General features: G+C 58.8%; 21 protein-coding genes. 14 read left to right on the forward strand and 7 right to left on the reverse strand.

What is annotated here, in order from left to right:
* The 8 genes from ACM6J5_RS25975 to ACM6J5_RS26010 form a co-directional block, all read left to right on the forward strand.
* A partial coding sequence (locus ACM6J5_RS25975; RefSeq protein WP_414929706.1) for a hypothetical protein occupies positions 1-88 on the forward strand: 88 nt, incomplete at its 5' end.
* A gap of 213 nt (positions 89-301) precedes the next feature.
* A complete protein-coding gene (locus ACM6J5_RS25980) occupies positions 302-1,795 on the forward strand; it encodes an acetyl-CoA hydrolase/transferase family protein (protein WP_150671858.1) in 1,494 nt (497 codons plus the stop codon).
* Positions 1,796-2,114: 319 nt separating this feature from the next.
* Positions 2,115-2,330 carry a DUF1127 domain-containing protein gene (locus tag ACM6J5_RS25985; protein WP_008018491.1) on the forward strand — a complete coding sequence of 72 codons (216 nt, stop codon included), beginning with the start codon at positions 2,115-2,117 and terminating at the stop codon, positions 2,328-2,330.
* Between the two features lie 257 nt (positions 2,331-2,587).
* A complete protein-coding gene (locus tag ACM6J5_RS25990; RefSeq protein ID WP_095943055.1) occupies positions 2,588-2,797 on the forward strand; it encodes a DUF1127 domain-containing protein in 210 nt (69 codons plus the stop codon).
* 142 nt (positions 2,798-2,939) lie between these two features.
* Complete coding sequence (locus ACM6J5_RS25995; protein ID WP_095942951.1) at positions 2,940-3,257, forward strand: DUF2388 domain-containing protein; 318 nt, start codon at positions 2,940-2,942, stop codon at positions 3,255-3,257.
* Positions 3,258-3,362: 105 nt separating this feature from the next.
* On the forward strand, positions 3,363-3,716 hold the full coding sequence (locus ACM6J5_RS26000; protein ID WP_414929607.1) for a DUF2388 domain-containing protein: 354 nt from the start codon (positions 3,363-3,365) through the stop codon (positions 3,714-3,716).
* Positions 3,709-4,029 carry a DUF2388 domain-containing protein gene (locus ACM6J5_RS26005; RefSeq protein ID WP_057712574.1) on the forward strand — a complete coding sequence of 107 codons (321 nt, stop codon included), beginning with the start codon at positions 3,709-3,711 and terminating at the stop codon, positions 4,027-4,029. The genes ACM6J5_RS26000 and ACM6J5_RS26005 overlap by 8 nt, the downstream gene beginning before the upstream one ends.
* Positions 4,026-5,987: a DUF4105 domain-containing protein gene (locus ACM6J5_RS26010; protein WP_095942953.1), complete on the forward strand. Its 1,962-nt coding sequence runs from the start codon at positions 4,026-4,028 to the stop codon at positions 5,985-5,987. The genes ACM6J5_RS26005 and ACM6J5_RS26010 overlap by 4 nt, the downstream gene beginning before the upstream one ends.
* Before the next feature lie 63 nt (positions 5,988-6,050).
* Here ACM6J5_RS26010 and trpA read toward each other — a convergent pair whose 3' ends face one another.
* Complete coding sequence (gene trpA / locus ACM6J5_RS26015) at positions 6,051-6,863, reverse strand: tryptophan synthase subunit alpha (protein WP_095942954.1); 813 nt, start codon at positions 6,861-6,863, stop codon at positions 6,051-6,053.
* A complete protein-coding gene (trpB, locus tag ACM6J5_RS26020) occupies positions 6,863-8,083 on the reverse strand; it encodes a tryptophan synthase subunit beta (protein ID WP_008002146.1) in 1,221 nt (406 codons plus the stop codon). Before trpB ends, trpA begins: the two co-directional genes overlap by 1 nt.
* A 124-nt stretch (positions 8,084-8,207) precedes the next feature.
* On the opposite strand from trpB, the gene ACM6J5_RS26025 reads away from it, so the two are divergent.
* Positions 8,208-9,101, forward strand: coding sequence for a LysR family transcriptional regulator (locus tag ACM6J5_RS26025; RefSeq protein ID WP_095942955.1), 894 nt, complete (start codon positions 8,208-8,210; stop codon positions 9,099-9,101).
* Here the strand turns inward: ACM6J5_RS26025 and ACM6J5_RS26030 are convergent.
* The gene (locus tag ACM6J5_RS26030; protein WP_095942956.1) at positions 9,098-9,421 is read right to left on the reverse strand and encodes a DUF883 family protein; all 324 of its coding nucleotides are present in this window, start codon (positions 9,419-9,421) and stop codon (positions 9,098-9,100) included. The two genes, ACM6J5_RS26025 and ACM6J5_RS26030, sit on opposite strands and share 4 nt — an antisense overlap.
* 157 nt (positions 9,422-9,578) lie before the next feature.
* Here ACM6J5_RS26030 and ACM6J5_RS26035 point away from each other — a divergent pair, with 157 nt between their 5' ends.
* Positions 9,579-9,794, forward strand: a complete 216-nt coding sequence (locus ACM6J5_RS26035; RefSeq protein WP_095942957.1) for a dodecin — start codon at positions 9,579-9,581, stop codon at positions 9,792-9,794.
* A 121-nt stretch (positions 9,795-9,915) separates the two neighbouring features.
* Entirely contained in the window at positions 9,916-10,137 is a 222-nt protein-coding gene (locus ACM6J5_RS26040; protein ID WP_008045869.1) for a DUF1161 domain-containing protein, read from the forward strand.
* 68 nt (positions 10,138-10,205) lie between these two features.
* On the opposite strand, the gene ACM6J5_RS26045 is transcribed toward ACM6J5_RS26040, so the two are convergent.
* Complete coding sequence (locus tag ACM6J5_RS26045) at positions 10,206-11,207, reverse strand: LLM class flavin-dependent oxidoreductase (protein ID WP_414929608.1); 1,002 nt, start codon at positions 11,205-11,207, stop codon at positions 10,206-10,208.
* Between the two features lie 239 nt (positions 11,208-11,446).
* Between ACM6J5_RS26045 and ACM6J5_RS26050 the strand changes: the two genes are divergently transcribed.
* Together ACM6J5_RS26050 and ACM6J5_RS26055 are read left to right on the forward strand one after the other, a co-directional pair.
* On the forward strand, positions 11,447-11,878 hold the full coding sequence (locus ACM6J5_RS26050; RefSeq protein ID WP_056726695.1) for an OsmC family protein: 432 nt from the start codon (positions 11,447-11,449) through the stop codon (positions 11,876-11,878).
* Between the two features lie 177 nt (positions 11,879-12,055).
* Complete coding sequence (locus ACM6J5_RS26055; RefSeq protein ID WP_095942958.1) at positions 12,056-12,289, forward strand: DUF1161 domain-containing protein; 234 nt, start codon at positions 12,056-12,058, stop codon at positions 12,287-12,289.
* A gap of 5 nt (positions 12,290-12,294) precedes the next feature.
* Here ACM6J5_RS26055 and ACM6J5_RS26060 read toward each other — a convergent pair whose 3' ends face one another.
* Together ACM6J5_RS26060 and ACM6J5_RS26065 are read right to left on the reverse strand one after the other, a co-directional pair.
* Positions 12,295-12,714, reverse strand: a complete 420-nt coding sequence (locus ACM6J5_RS26060) for a hypothetical protein (RefSeq protein WP_095942959.1) — start codon at positions 12,712-12,714, stop codon at positions 12,295-12,297.
* A gap of 40 nt (positions 12,715-12,754) precedes the next feature.
* Positions 12,755-13,177, reverse strand: coding sequence for a hypothetical protein (locus tag ACM6J5_RS26065; RefSeq protein WP_095942960.1), 423 nt, complete (start codon positions 13,175-13,177; stop codon positions 12,755-12,757).
* A gap of 59 nt (positions 13,178-13,236) precedes the next feature.
* On the opposite strand from ACM6J5_RS26065, the gene ACM6J5_RS26070 reads away from it, so the two are divergent.
* Complete coding sequence (locus ACM6J5_RS26070; protein ID WP_414929609.1) at positions 13,237-14,334, forward strand: aminopeptidase; 1,098 nt, start codon at positions 13,237-13,239, stop codon at positions 14,332-14,334.
* Here the strand turns inward: ACM6J5_RS26070 and ACM6J5_RS26075 are convergent.
* On the reverse strand, positions 14,316-15,545 hold the full coding sequence (locus ACM6J5_RS26075) for a nucleoside recognition domain-containing protein (protein WP_095942962.1): 1,230 nt from the start codon (positions 15,543-15,545) through the stop codon (positions 14,316-14,318). The genes ACM6J5_RS26070 and ACM6J5_RS26075 overlap by 19 nt on opposite strands.
* Between the last annotated feature and the right edge of the window lie 15 nt (positions 15,546-15,560).

The raw sequence follows: 15,560 nt of genomic DNA on the forward strand, positions 1-15,560 counted from the left end.
TAACGAGCTGTTCTACCTGGACAAGACCATGATGGTGTTCGGCGACGCTAAAAAGGTCATCGAGGACATGGTAAAAGCTGTCGACTAACCCTCTGCGGCACACGGAACGCCCCGACTCGTCGGGGCGTTTTTGTTTGCGCAAATCGTCGGACAAACTGTCCTTTTGTTACCGATCCGGTAACGGTGTTTTGCTTGAAAGGCCCTGAATAGACGCCTCGATTGCGACCTTGGTAGCGGGACAGAAGCTGGCGCAATTCACTAGACTGCACGTCCTGCTACCTGTTGCCCGAGATAACAATCCATGTACCGTGACCGTATTCGCCTGCCTTCGTTGTTGGACAAAGTGATGAGCGCCGCCGACGCTGCCGCCCTGATTGAGGACGGCATGACCGTCGGCATGAGTGGCTTTACTCGCGCCGGCGAAGCCAAGGCCGTCCCTCAGGCGCTGGCCGAGCGTGCCAAGGTCACGCCGCTGAAGATCAGCCTGATGACCGGCGCAAGCCTGGGCAACGACCTCGACAAACAGTTGACCGAAGCCGGTGTGCTGTCGCGACGCATGCCGTTTCAGGTCGACAGTACCCTGCGCAAGGCGATCAATGCCGGTGAGGTCATGTTCATCGACCAGCACTTGTCGGAAACCGTGGAGCAATTGCGCAACCAGCAATTGAAGCTGCCGGACATTGCCGTGATTGAAGCCGTAGCGATAACCGAGCAAGGACATATCGTGCCAACCACTTCGGTCGGCAACTCGGCCAGCTTCGCGATTTTCGCCAAGCACGTGATCGTCGAGATCAACATGGCGCACAACCCGAATCTCGAAGGTCTGCACGACATCTATATTCCGACCTACCGTCCGACCCGTACGCCGATTCCGCTGGTCAAGGTCGACGATCGCATTGGCAGCACCGCCATCCCGATTCCACCGGAAAAAATCGTCGCCATCGTAGTCACCCACCAGGCTGACTCGCCCTCCACGGTGCTGGCGCCGGACGCCGAGACCCAAGCCATTGCCGATCATCTGATCGACTTCTTCAAACAGGAAGTGGCAGCAGGGCGCATGACCAACAAACTCGGCCCGCTACAAGCCGGTATCGGCACCATCGCCAACTCGGTGATGTGCGGCTTGATCGACTCGCCGTTCGAAGACCTGACGATGTACTCCGAAGTGCTGCAGGACTCGACCTTCGACCTGATCGACGCCGGCAAGCTGAGTTTTGCTTCGGGCAGTTCGATCACCCTGTCGAGCCGACGCAATGCCGACGTGTTCGGCAATCTGGAGCGCTACAAGGACAAGCTGGTTCTGCGCCCGCAGGAGATCTCCAACCACCCTGAAGTCGTGCGCCGCCTTGGCATCATCGGCATCAACACGGCACTGGAGTTCGATATCTACGGCAACGTCAACTCCACTCACGTCTGCGGCACGCGGATGATGAACGGCATCGGCGGCTCGGGCGATTTCGCGCGCAACGCACACCTGTCCGTGTTCGTGACCAAGTCGATCGCCAAGGGCGGTGCGATCTCCAGCGTGGTGCCGATGGTCAGCCATGTCGACCACACCGAACATGACGTCGACATTCTCGTGACCGAAGTGGGCCTGGCAGACTTGCGTGGCCTGGCGCCTCGGGAACGCGCCCGGGTCATCATCGACAAATGCGTGCACCCGGATTACCGCCAGGCGCTGAATGATTACTTCACCGCCGCGTGCGCCATCGGCGGGCACACCCCCCACATCCTGCGTGACGCCCTGAGCTGGCACATCAACCTGGAAGAAACCGGGCAAATGCTGAAGAAGTAATTGGTACAGATAGCAGCTGGCGCAAACACAGTTTCGTCAGCTTGCCCTTGCCCCTTCGGAATATTAAAAAAACTGTACTGCTGTACTGGTCGTTTCTTTAGGAAAACTCCTACACCACCAAGCCAAAACAACAGTTTTGCACCTTAATAGTGCAGACAGGTACAGTTGCCTCAATTTAGACCAGTACACCCCCTTTAAACAGTTAACTGAGCTCTTACAATACAGATGAACTGTATCTACAGAGACTAGGCAAACGAGAGGATCATGGGCACCAGTTAAGCCACTACCTAATCCCGCCATAAGCGGAAGGATGAAAACCATGGAACGTACACTCAGTTCCGAACTGTTCTTCGAAGACACCGCTGCAAAAACCCAGGCTTCCCTGCCTCTGCGCGTTATCGCCAACCTGATGCTGTGGCAGCGCCGCATCACCAGCCGCCATCAACTGGCTCGTCTGGATTCGCGTCTGCTGGCTGACGCCGGTATTAGCGAAGCACAACGCTACGAAGAGCTGAGCAAGCCGTTCTGGCGCTAAGTTAGCGTCGCTGGCCCTGACCTGAAGGTCCATCGCCAGCAACCCGAATTGAAAAAACAAAACCCGTCGTGGGGAACCACGACGGGTTTTGTCGTTTTGGCCTGTCAAATCCGCTCGAACAGTAGAAAACCAAGACACCAGTACAGTTTGTAAAAACAACAAACTGAATGAGTACAATATCATCGCGGTGTGTCTGTAGCGGATATTCGACCGGTGTCAGCATGGAGCTCTCTACTTATCAAGACAGGGACCGCGCCATGAGTTCTTTACAGGATGTTTCCACACCACAGGTTCAATCGAGACCTTGCTTGCGCTGGGTCAGATACCTGTTAACAAGACTCTTCGCTAGTCTGGAAAGGGCGAGAACACGGCGTTTACTGGCTCAACTCGATGATCGTCAGCTATCGGATCTTTGCATCAGCCATGCTGAGCGCATCAATGAATTGGATAAACCGTTCTGGCGCTGACTGCCTGCTTGCATGTCGGGCTGTTCGAATTGACACACTCAGGCCTAATATCAGGTCAGAACGTGGCGAGCGCCAAGCGCCTGGCGTCTGACTTTGCAGACACTGCGCCATCTTCCAATCGGCTTACCCTAGGAGTTACACCATGTCCCGACTTCGCTTGCTCAGCGCTGCAGCCCTGCTTGCCGTAGCAGCCAATTCCCACGCCACCAGCTTTATCGTGACCACCGACGCAGTCGTTGGGGCACTCAAATCCAGTTCCGATGCGACGTCCGACATCACGTCTTCGTTCAAAGATGACAAGATCGTGCTCGCAGCACGTGACGACGCCGCCAGCTTCGTTGCCAGCGAAGGTTCCATCCGCGGGGTGAAACTGGAAAGCGCGCTCGACCATATTCGTCATCAGGCCCCCCAGTTGAACGCAACCGATGCACAACTGGCGCAGGCGATCCTGACGATCTGATCGACTTCTGGCCGGGGACACGCTCGACGTGTCCCAATATTTCCGTGCTGGCTCTGGAATGGGCCTTGCGCTAGCCTTGGGACTCACTTTTAACTGTCGAGTCTCATGCGCTTTCTTGCAAATCTGTTGATCACTCCAGTCATGGTTACTGCCGCCTGTTCAGGCTCAGCCCACGCCTACGACGCCTTTAACCTGTCAACCCAAGGGGTCGTGGCCAGTGGATATGCCACAAGCATGGTGACCTCCGCCCCCTTCGACCATAAACTGCTGCTCGCAGCCCAGGATGACGCCGCGGCATTCATTGCCAGTGACGGCCAACTAAGAGGCGCACGACTGGAGTCGGCCCTGCGGTATCTGCGCCGAACCCAGGCAAAACTTCATGCCAGCGACCTTGAACTGGCACAAGCAATTCTCGTCCAATGGTTATCCCTGTTTTTTCTGGAGTCATTCCATGCGTAACCCGCTGATTGCTGCCACCTTAGGCCTGCTGCTGTTGGCCGATGTGGCCCAGGCACATACTCTGGTTGCCACCAGTAATATTCTGATCCGTGCTACCCAGCGCACCCTCGATTTCACCTCCGACACCACCACGTCCATTCGCGATTCGAAAATCGTGCGCGAAGCCCAGGACGACGCCGCCAGTTTCGTTGCCAGCAATGGCGACATTCGTGGCGCTCACCTGGAATCCGCCTTCGATTTGCTGCGCACCCGTGTGCCGGAAGCTCGTGACGCCAGTGACCAGGATCTCGCCGAAGCCATCCTCGCACTGTGAAGCGTCCAGGCGCCTGGCTGCTGGCCGGAGCCCTGTTGCTGCTCGGCAACACGGCCCACGCTGGCCTTCAATTACAGCTCAAGACCGAAGGTCTGACGCCCGCGCAACAGCAAGCCAGCCAGGCGTTGCTCGATGAAGCCATGCAGGCACTGCCGCCACGCTTTGTCGAACAATTGGACCGGCGCATCGATGTCGGCTGGACCGATGACATGCCGAGAAATGCCTACGGTCAGGCGACACTGGTGTCCGAACTCGATCTGAACCGCAACCTGCTGGCCGGCCTCACCGATGGCAGCGCCGCGACCAAGAAGACCCATCGCCCCCATGGCACCGTGCGCCGGGAAATGCTGGCCACGGTGTTGCACGAGCTGACTCACATCTACGATCGCTCACGCCTGTGGCCAAAGGCAGAGCGCACACTGATTCAACGCTGTACCCGACAAGACAGCAGCTCAGGGCTGGTCGGCATCCCCGACCAATGCCGCGGCCAGACCGGCCGCCGCTATACCCTTAGCGATGATCCACGCCTGCTCGACCTCGCCGGCTGGCCGCAATACGTCGGCCGTCGTGGCGAGCGCGAACAGTACAACCGGCAGATCGCGCGCAGCCCGGACATCTACGAGACGAGCAGCCCCAAGGAGTTCGTCGCGGTCAATATGGAGTACTTCCTGCTCGATCCGAGCTACGCCTGCCGTCGTCCCGCGTTGTACCGCTACTACAAAGAACACTTCGGCTGGGCACCCACGGCCAAAGACGCTTGCGGCAAAACCGTCGCCTTCCTCAATGCCGGCAGTGATTTCGCCAAAACACCACTGGGCCAGGTCGATCCTGAACGGGTTTACGCCATCGACTACCTGCTGGCCGAAGCTAACCAGAACTTGTTCAGCTACTGGGGTCACAGCATGTTGCGCCTGGTCATTTGCGCACCGGGCCGGCCACGCGGACCGGATTGCCGACTGGACCTGGACCAGCATCTGGTGCTGTCGTACCGTGCTTTTGTCGGTGATGTGCAGATGTCGAGCTGGAACGGGCTGGTCGGCAAGTACCCATCGCGCCTGTTTGTCCTGCCGCTTTCCCAGGTCATCGATGAATACACCAAGACCGAGTTACGCAGTCTGGCCTCAGTACCGCTGAACCTGTCGCGCCGCGAGATCGATGATGTGGTGGAGCACGCCGCCGAAATGCACTGGAGCTACGACGGCAACTACTTCTTCCTGTCCAACAACTGTGCAGTAGAAGGACTGAAACTGCTGCGTAGCAGCACTAACAACCCGCAACTGGTGGGTCTGGACAACATCATGCCCAACGGCATGCTCGAAGTGCTCAAGGGGCGTGGTCTGGCCGATACCAGCGTGCTGGATGATCCTCGCGAAGCACTGCGCCTGGGTTATCGCTTCGACTCCTTCCGTGATCGCTACCAGGCGATGTTCGATGTGTTGAAAAAGCAGATGCCGATCAAACAGGAAACTGTCGAAGAGTGGCTGGATTTGAAAGCCGCAGAGCGGCGGCAATGGTTCGAACAGGCTGATTTGCGTACTAGCGCGGCATTGCTGCTGCTGGAACAGGCGAGTTTCCGTCGACAGATGCTGCTGGCCCAGGACGAGGTGAAGCAACGCTATCTGGGCGCTCGGGAGCTGAAAAACGGCGGCATGGACAAGGCCAACGAGACGCTGAAGCAGATTCTCGCCAACAGCGGCTTCCTCAGCCGCCCGGCAGAATTGCTGGGGACCGCAGGTTACGGGTTGCCGCAACCAAGCGAGTGGAAGCATCTGGAATCGGAAAGCAGCCAACGCCAGAAGCAGCTCCTGGCGCTGTCCGGGGATCTGGACAAGGAAGTGAGAGCCTTGCTTGAACCGGGCCGTGCCGCCGAAATGGCCGCCAACGAGGCCAACGTGAAGCAGATTGGTGAGCACCTGCGCAAACTGCACAAGGCATCAGGCGGGATAGAGTTGCCTTGATACCGCAACCTTGTGGGAGCGAGCTCGCTCCCACAAGGTTTACAGCGTTCAGGAACTTTACCTTCAGCTGACGCGGGCTTTACGCACGCCTTCGGCCAACGCCGAGCAGAGGCTCAGCACGCCATCCACGGCTTGTTCCGGGGAGGTGGCATTGGCGATGTGATCGATCAACGCCGAGCCCACCACAACACCGTCCGCCAGACGCGCGATGGACGCTGCCTGTTCCGGAGTCCGGATACCGAAACCGATGCTGATCGGCAGGTCGGTATGGCGACGCAGACGGGCGACCGCTTCCTCGACGTGTTCCAGCGTGGCGGCACCGGCGCCGGTCACACCGGCCACCGAGACGTAGTAGACGAAGCCGGAGCTGCCGTTGAGAACGGTCGGCAGGCGCACATCGTCGGTGGTTGGCGTGGTCAGGCGAATGAAGTCCAGGCCCGCGGCCTGCGCCGGATCGCACAGCTCGCCGTTATGTTCGGGCGGCAGATCGACCACGATCAGACCATCAACGCCAGCCTCCTTGGCTTCGGCAATGAAGCGCGGTACGCCGTACATGTGGATCGGGTTGAAGTAACCCATCAGCACCAGTGGCGTATCGTTGTTGTCCTGGCGGAACTCGCGAACCATTTGCAGGGTTTTCGCCAGATTCTGTTTGGCACCCAACGCACGGATGTTGGCGAGCTGGATGGCCGGGCCGTCAGCCATCGGGTCGGTGAAGGGCATGCCCAGCTCGATCACATCGGCGCCAGCCGCCGGCAAGCCTTTGAGGATGGCCAGGGACGTGTCGTAGCTCGGGTCGCCAGCAGTGACGAAGGTCACCAGGGCGGCGCGGTTCTGTTCCTTGAGTTCGGCAAAACGCGTTTGCAGGCGGCTCATCAGTGTTTCTCCTGCTTGGATTGTTCCATGTGGTGCATCACGGTCTGCATGTCTTTGTCGCCACGGCCGGACAGGTTGACCACCATCAGGTGATCTTTAGGCAAGGTCGGTGCGCGCTTGAATACTTCAGCCAAGGCATGGGCGCTTTCCAGGGCAGGGATGATCCCTTCCAGGCGGCAGCACTGGTGGAATGCAGCGAGGGCTTCGTCGTCGGTCACCGAGGTGTACTGAACGCGGCCGATGTCATGCAACCAGGCGTGTTCCGGGCCGATGCCCGGATAGTCCAGGCCAGCGGAGATCGAATGGGCATCGATGATCTGGCCATCGTCGTCCTGCAGCAGGAAGGTGCGGTTGCCGTGCAACACACCAGGTACGCCGCCGTTCAGACTGGCCGCATGCTTGCCGGTCTCGATGCCGTAACCGGCGGCTTCAACGCCGATGATCTCGACACTCTTGTCGTCGAGGAACGGGTGGAACAGGCCCATGGCGTTGGAACCACCACCGATGCACGCCACCAGGCTGTCCGGCAGCCGGCCTTCCTGGGCTTGCAACTGCTCGCGGGTTTCCTTGCCGATTACGGCCTGGAAGTCGCGAACCATTGCCGGGTAAGGGTGTGGACCAGCCACGGTGCCGATCAGGTAGAAGGTGCTGTCGACGTTGGTCACCCAGTCACGCAGGGCTTCGTTCATCGCGTCTTTCAGCGTGCCGGTGCCGGCCACTACCGGGATCACTTCGGCGCCCAGCAGCTTCATGCGAAACACGTTGGCCTGCTGACGTTCGATGTCAGTGGTGCCCATGTAGATTACGCAATCCAGACCGAAACGCGCAGCGACGGTGGCAGTGGCCACACCGTGCATGCCGGCGCCGGTCTCGGCGATGATGCGCTTCTTGCCCATGCGCCGCGCCAGCAGGATCTGGCCGATGCAGTTGTTGATCTTGTGCGCGCCGGTGTGGTTCAGCTCTTCACGCTTGAGGTAGATCTTCGCACCGCCGCAGAATTCGGTCAGACGCTCGGCGAAGTACAGTGGGCTTGGACGTCCGACGTAGTCGCGCTGGAAGTAAGCCAGTTCTTCCTTGAATGCAGGATCTTCCTTGGCCAGCTCGTATTCGCGGGCCAGGTCGAGGATCAACGGCATCAGGGTTTCGGCAACGTAGCGGCCGCCGAACGCGCCAAACAGGCCGTTGGCATCAGGGCCGTTGCGCAGATTAGTCTGGGTCATGGGGCGCTCCAGTTGAATGCGTGAAGTGATGCATAAAGAGATAGTGGGCTTCACTCTACCCCTGACGCCCCGACCTGAAAACCGATAAGATCGCCACAACCTGTCAGGAAAACTCACAGATCAAATGAGCCATGACCTTCCTCCGCTGAACGCGCTTCGAGCCTTCGAAGCCACTGCCCGCCTGAACAGCGTCAGTCAAGCCGCCGAACAGTTGCACGTCACCCACGGTGCGGTCAGCCGGCAACTCAAGGTGCTTGAAGAACACCTCGGCTTAAGCCTGTTCATCAAGGACGGTCGCGGCCTGAAACTCACAGATGCCGGGTTGCGACTGCGTGACGCCAGCAGCGAAGCCTTCGAGCGCCTGCGTAGCGTCTGCACCGAACTCACACAAAGCACAGCCGATGCGCCATTCGTGCTCGGTTGCTCGGGAAGTCTGCTGGCGCGCTGGTTTATCCCGCGACTGGGCCGACTCAACGCCGACCTGCCGGACTTGCGCCTGCACCTGTCGGCCGGAGAAGGCGATCTGGATCCGCGAAGACCCGGGCTGGATGCCTTGCTGGTATTTGCCGAGCCACCCTGGCCTGCGGACATGCAGGTTTTTGAGCTGACCAGTGAACGTATCGGCCCGGTCATGAGTCCGCGGTTCGCCGGCTATGCACGACTCAAGCAGGCGCCGGAAACCGCACTGCTGAGCGAACCCTTGCTGCATACCACCTCACGCCCGCAAGCCTGGCCGAACTGGGCGCAACCACGCGGGCTCGACGCCAGGGCGTTGAAGTACGGTCAGGGATTTGAACATTTGTATTACTTGCTGGAAGCCGCCGTCGCAGGTCTTGGCGTGGCGATTGCCCCCGAACCCTTGGTGACGGAGGACTTGAAGGCCGGCCGCCTGGTTGCGCCTTGGGGCTTCAGTGAAACCCCGGCGCAACTGGCGTTGTGGCTACCCAAGCGCGCCGCGGACGGGCGCGCCCGGCAACTGGCGCAGTGGCTCAAGAACGAGCTGCGTCGAGCGGATTAATCACGCTTGCACAACAGATAAGCAGCCAACAGGCCCAATGCACCCACTGCGACACCCGCTGCTGTCCAAGGGTGTTCCTGGGCGTAGTCCCGAGTGGCAATCCCGGTTTCACGGGTTTTGACCTTGACCTCTTCATAGGCATCGGCAAGCAGATGGCGCGAATGCTTCAAGGCATTCTCGGCGTTGCTTTTCAGGGTCTTGAGGGTTTTACGCGACTCGTCCGAGGCGTCGTCCTTCAAGCTTTCCAATGACTTGAGCAGACTCTCGATCTCGGCTTCCATGCTTTGCAATGAGGCTTTGCGTAACGAGGTGTTGGCCATGGTGGCTCTCCTGCATTGGTGATGAGTGGCGTGTGTTGGTTGGGACTTCATGGGTTCGAGAAAGTGCAGAAAATCTGAACTTCACCCTCAGAACGGCCGACGGAAGAAATAGAAAAAATCACTGCTAATCTGTAATTCACACGCCGAGGAGAACGCCATGTCTGACCATCACACCTACAAGAAAGTCGAGCTGATCGGCTCGTCCACCAGCAGTATCGAAGATGCGATCAATAACGCGCTGACCGAAGCCAGCAAAAGCATCAAGTACATGGAATGGTTTGAAGTGACCGAGACCCGTGGGCACATCAGGGACGGCAAGGCTGCGCACTTTCAAGTGACCTTGAAAGTCGGGTTCCGGATTGCCAGCAGCTGACTTTGGACTAGTCTTCTGAACTTGCACGCCGGTCGAATGCCATAGGGAATGGCAAAGCACTACATGAGTGCGTCCGGCTGACGGCTGGTTACCCCTATGATCCGACCAGGGAATGCAACCGATGAAGAAGTTTATGTTGGCAGTAGGTTTGTTGAGCCTTGCGGGGAGCGCATTGGCGGGCGGCAAGCCATGCGAAGAGCTGAAAGCCGAAATCGCAGCGAAACTTGATGCCAAGGGCGTTTCCGGATATTCGCTGGAGATCGTCGATAAAGGTGCCGCTGCCGGCGGGAAAGTTGTTGGCAAATGCGAAGCGGGCGCAAAAGTGATCGTCTATAAAAAGTAGGCCGATTCTCGCCCGAATGAAAAAGCCGACGCCGTGGCGCCGGCTTTTTCATGCCTGCCGTTTGAGTATCAGCCCCGCATGACCTGCGCCAGCAATTCGTAGGAATGCACGCGATCGGCATGTTCGTACAGGTCACAGGTGAAAATCAGCTCGTCAGCCTGGGTCTGCTCGATCAGGAGCTCGAGTTTGGCGCGGATTTTCTGCGGGCTGCCGATCATGGCCAGGCCAAGGAAATCGTGCACGGCATCTTTCTCATGGGGCAGCCACAGGCCGTCCATGGTCTTCACCGGCGGACGCTGTACCAGGCTTTGGCCACGCATCAGGGCGAGAATCCGCTGGAAGACCGAGGTCGCCAGGTAATCGGCCTGCTCGTCGGTATCGGCTGCAACCAATGGCACGCCGAGCATCACATAAGGTTTGTCCAAAACGGCTGACGGTTTGAAGTGATTGCGGTAGACCCGAATCGCTTCATGCATGTAGCGCGGTGCGAAATGCGATGCGAAGGCGTAGGGCAAACCACGCTCACCCGCCAGTTGCGCACTGAACAGGCTCGACCCCAACAACCAGACAGGCACATTGGTCCCGGTTCCCGGCATCGCGATGATGCGTTGGTCCGGGGTACGTGGCCCGAGGTAGCGCACCAGTTCCGCCACATCTTCCGGGAAGTCGTCGGCGCTGCCGGAGCGTTCGCGGCGCAGTGCACGTGCGGTCATCTGGTCGGAACCGGGGGCACGCCCCAGGCCCAGATCGATCCGGCCCGGATAAAGGCTTTCCAGAGTGCCGAACTGTTCGGCGATCACCAACGGTGCGTGGTTGGGCAACATCACTCCGCCCGAACCGACTCGAATGGTCGACGTACCACCGGCCAGATACCCGAGCAGCACTGAAGTGGCGGAGCTGGCGATGCCATCCATGTTGTGGTGCTCAGCCACCCAGAAGCGGTTGTAACCGAACTTCTCGACATGCTGCGCCAGGTCAAGCGAGTTGCGCAGCGATTGGGCCGCGCTGCCGTTCTCGCGCACTGGCACCAGATCGAGGGTCGAGAACTTGATATCGGACAGTCGTTTCATAAACCTGCTTCTCCAATTGAGGGCGCAGGTTTGTTCTTGCGAACGCAAACCTGCCGAATCCAAAAGCGTGTTCATGCAATGAGGGCATATACCCGAGTTTCAATAGCCTGGTAAAAAATCCTACGAAAAAAGCAGATTGATCAGACGAGATGAACTTTGCGCCACCGTCTATCCTCACAACCCTGGCAAACGAAAACCACGAAGGCGCGACGTTTCGCGCCAATCTTGAGGAGGCAGGCATGGCTATCGTTAAGAAAGCTTCGGCTCATTGGGAAGGTGATCTGAAAACCGGCATTGGCTCGATTTCCACAGAAACCGGCGTGCTCCGGGAAGCACCCTATGGCTTCAAGGCGCGATTCGAAGGCGGCCGGGGCACCAACCCGGAAGAGCTGATCGGCGCGGCCCACGCCGGCTGTTTCTCCATGGCGTTTTCCATGATTCTCGGTGATGCCGGTCTGAAGGCCGATAGTATCGACACCCAGGCAGAAGTCACTCTGGATCAAGTGGACGGCGGTTTTGCGATCACCGCAGTGAAATTGATTCTGAAGGCGAAAATCCCCGGAGCGACCCAGGCCCGGTTCGAAGAGCTCAGCAACAAGGCCAAAGAGGGCTGTCCGGTGTCCAAAGTGCTGAATGCGAAGATCAGCCTGGAGGCAACATTGGTCGGCTAGATTTTCGTTGAAAAAAAGATCGCTGCTTTGTGCAATCTGCCGGGATCATTCGGTAAAAGGTGCTCAAGGCTGCGATCTTTTTTGCGTCGCGACAGACTTGCCCGTTAAAACTGTGGTCGAATAAATGACAGCAGCGAAAACCACGATTGTGCGTGCTGCCTCAAAGGAGCTTCAACCATGATACGTTTTACCCTGGCGGTTATCTGTTGCGCACTGGCCACTTCGGCTCTGGCGGCACCGAAACCCTGCGAAGAACTCAAGGCCGAGATCGAAGCCAAGATCCAGGCCAGCGGCGTCACTTCCTACACGCTTGAAATCGTCACCAACGACGAGGTACACGACCAGAACATGGTCGTTGGCTCGTGCGAAAACGGCACCAGGAAAATCATCTACCAGAAGAACGATCGCTGAACCATTCACATCAGGCAGTAGGATTCCCGGTCCTCAGCAACGATTTCACGCTTGGCGTTGTACAGCCTGGCACCGGGGGTAAAGGCGATGGAACGGCCTTCGAGCACATAACGCTGACCGGCTTCGAAATGATCATATTTGATGGTCAGGTAGCACAGCCGCTCCGAAGGGCCGCTCATCATGCCCAAACCGCCACCAGGCACTTCAAAGTCGAAACGCACAATCAGTTCATGGCTGCCCGGCGTGACCTCGAAAAAACGCCCGTCGCGCAGACGTTGTTTATCCAGTCGCTCGGCCATCAACAACTTGTCGTTAGGGAAGGGCGTCGAGAATTCGACCCAGGCCATTTTTGGATTGGGTGTCGGCATCGGGCTTTGACAGCCCGTGACAACACCGACGGCGAGTAACAGCATCAACTTGCGCATGATGGATGTCCCAAGGGATATACATCCAGCATAACGCCGATCAGGTGTGTTGACAGCCTGCCGGCGTGCCCTGGCCAATCACCCTGCGCTGCTGATCGTAGAGCTTCGCCCAAGGCCGAAAGCCGATGTTCCCCGCTTGTAGTTGATAACGCTCACCCGCGTTGAAATCGCTGAATTTCACGTTCAACTGACAATCGCGCCACAACGGCTCGGCGTCAGGGCCAATGTTGGTAGGCTGGACCGAGAATTGGTAGCGGACCGTCAACTCATGACTACCGGGATGAACCTGGAAATAGCGTTTATCGTCGGTGATCCTGTTATCGACCTCCAGCGCCTGCAGCGCCGTATCCTCTTGCTTCGAGTCCAGGTCGATCCAGGCTTGCGCAGGATCATGGCGGGGTATTCCGAAACCAGCACAGCCGGCCAGCATCAGCAGGCCTCCTGTCAGTATCAACATGCGCATAGCGGAGCTCCAGTCTGGCGGGATAGTCTTGCGGAAAGACTCTCCAAGGAAGAATTATTGTGATCAGGCCGCTTCCTAGCCTTGGGTTACTTGATCGCGTTTTTCGCGTTTTGTTTCCGAGCCTGTTGTTTTTGTTGCTCAACGGCTGCACCAGCGCCAGCTATTACAGCCAACTGGTCAGCGGCCAACTTCAGTTGCTGCGGGCCAGGGAGCCGGTTTCCAGCGTGATTGCCAACCCGGCGCGCGACCAAAAACTGCGTATACACCTGGAGCAATCGCAAAAGGCCCGAACCTTCGCCAGCCAGCAATTGCACCTGCCGGATAACCAGAGTTACCGCTTGTACGCGGACATTGGGCGTCCCTTCGTCGTCTGGAATGTCTTCGCTACGCCGGAATTTTCCCTCAAGCCCATAAACCACTGCTTCCCCATTGCCGGTTGCGTGGCCTATCGCGGTTACTACAACCAGAGCGCAGCCCGCGGCGCAGCGGCTTTGCAACGCTTGCAAGGCATGGACGTGTCGATTGGTGGCGTCGAGGCCTATTCGACACTCGGCTGGTTCAACGACCCGATCATCAGTTCGATGATGGGCTGGGGGGATGAACGACTGGCCACGCTGATCTTTCACGAACTGGCCCATCAACGCGTCTATGTGAAGGACGACACGGAGTTCAACGAATCCTTCGCCACCTTCGTCGAGCAGGAAGGTACTCGCCAATGGCGCGCCTACCGCCACCTGCCACCGGACAACAATGCGCAGGCACGTCAGCGCGAACAGTTCACCGAGTTGGTGCTCAAGACCCGCACCCGACTGGAGAAGCTCTACACCTTGCCGCTGCCCACCGAACAAATGCGCCAGCGCAAGGCGGCCGAATTCGAGCGCTTGCGCAGCGAATACCGGCAATTGCGCGACAGTCAGTGGGCCGCAGACAAACGCTACGACGCCTGGATCCATGCACCCATGAACAACGCCCGGCTATTGCCGTTTGGCTTGTACGACCAATGGGTGCCGGCATTTGGCGCGCTGTTTCATCAGGAAAATGGCGACTGGCTTAAATTTTACGCCGCCGTGGAAAAGCTTGGCGCCTTGCCGACGGACGAGCGCAAGGCCACGCTGAAGGCTTTGGCTGACGGAGCCAATCAACCAAAGAACCAGTAGCAAACCCCGATCGCGCCCAGCACCCCGGCAAGCTCGGCCAGCAATGCACAACCGACGGCATGGCGTGCGCGCTGGATACCCACGGCGCCGAAGTACACCGCCAGGACATAGAACGTCGTTTCGGTACTGCCCTGGACCGTTGCCGCCACCAGCGCCGGGAAGCTGTCCACGCCCGAGGTCTTCATGGTTTCAATCAGCATCGCCCGGGCGGCGCTACCGGAGAAGGGTTTGACCATCGCCGTCGGCAGGGCGTCAACGAAACGTGTGTCCCAACCGGCCCATTCCACCAGATGACGGATCCCGTCCAGACCGAAGTCCAGTGCCCCGGACGCGCGCAGTACGCCCACCGCGCAGAGCATCGCCACCAAGTAGGGCAGCAGGTTCCTGGCGACGTCAAAACCCTCTTTGGCTCCTTCAACGAAGGCCTCGTAGACCTTCACTTTGCGCAGCGCGCCGATCATTAAAAACAGCATGATCAGGCCAAACAGCGTCAGGTTGCCGAGTATCGATGACAGGCCGGCCAGCGCAGTCGCCGAAAGGGTCGCCAGCAACGCCATGAAACCACCGAGGGCGAGGGCGCCGGGGATCAGGTAGGCCAGCACCACCGGGTCCCAGATGCGCAATCGCTGCATGAATGCCACCGACAGGAAGCCGACAATGGTCGAGCAACTGGTCGCCAGCAGGATCGGCAGGAACACCAGCGTCGGGTCAGGCGCGCCTTGCTGGGCGCGATACATGAAGATCGTCACCGGCAGCAGGGTCAGCGAGGAGGCGTTGAGCACCAGGAACAGGATCTGTGCGTTGCTGGCGACGGTCGCGCTGGGATTGAGTTCTTGCAGCGCTTTCATGGCCTTGAGACCGATCGGTGTGGCGGCGTTGTCCAGGCCCAGGCCATTGGCGGCGAAGTTGAGGGTGATCAGGCCGATGGCCGGATGGCCCGGCGGGACTTCAGGCATCAGGCGCAAGAACAGTGGCCCCAAGGCCTTGGCCAACCATTCGACGATGCCGGCTTTCTCGGCGATGCGCAAAAAGCCCAGCCAGAGGGTGAGGGTGCCGAACAGCAGCACCATGACTTCGACCGACAGCTTGGCCATGGCAAAAATGCTTTCCACCATCGCCGCGAATATCCCGGCGTTGCCGCCAATCAGCCACTGGGCCAGCGCCGATACGGCTGCCACGATGAAGAAGCCAAGCCACAGGCCATTGAGCATCAGTCAAATCCCCCA

Source organism: Pseudomonas sp. IT-P74 (genome assembly GCF_949768175.1).
In the GTDB taxonomy this organism is placed as follows: domain Bacteria; phylum Pseudomonadota; class Gammaproteobacteria; order Pseudomonadales; family Pseudomonadaceae; genus Aquipseudomonas.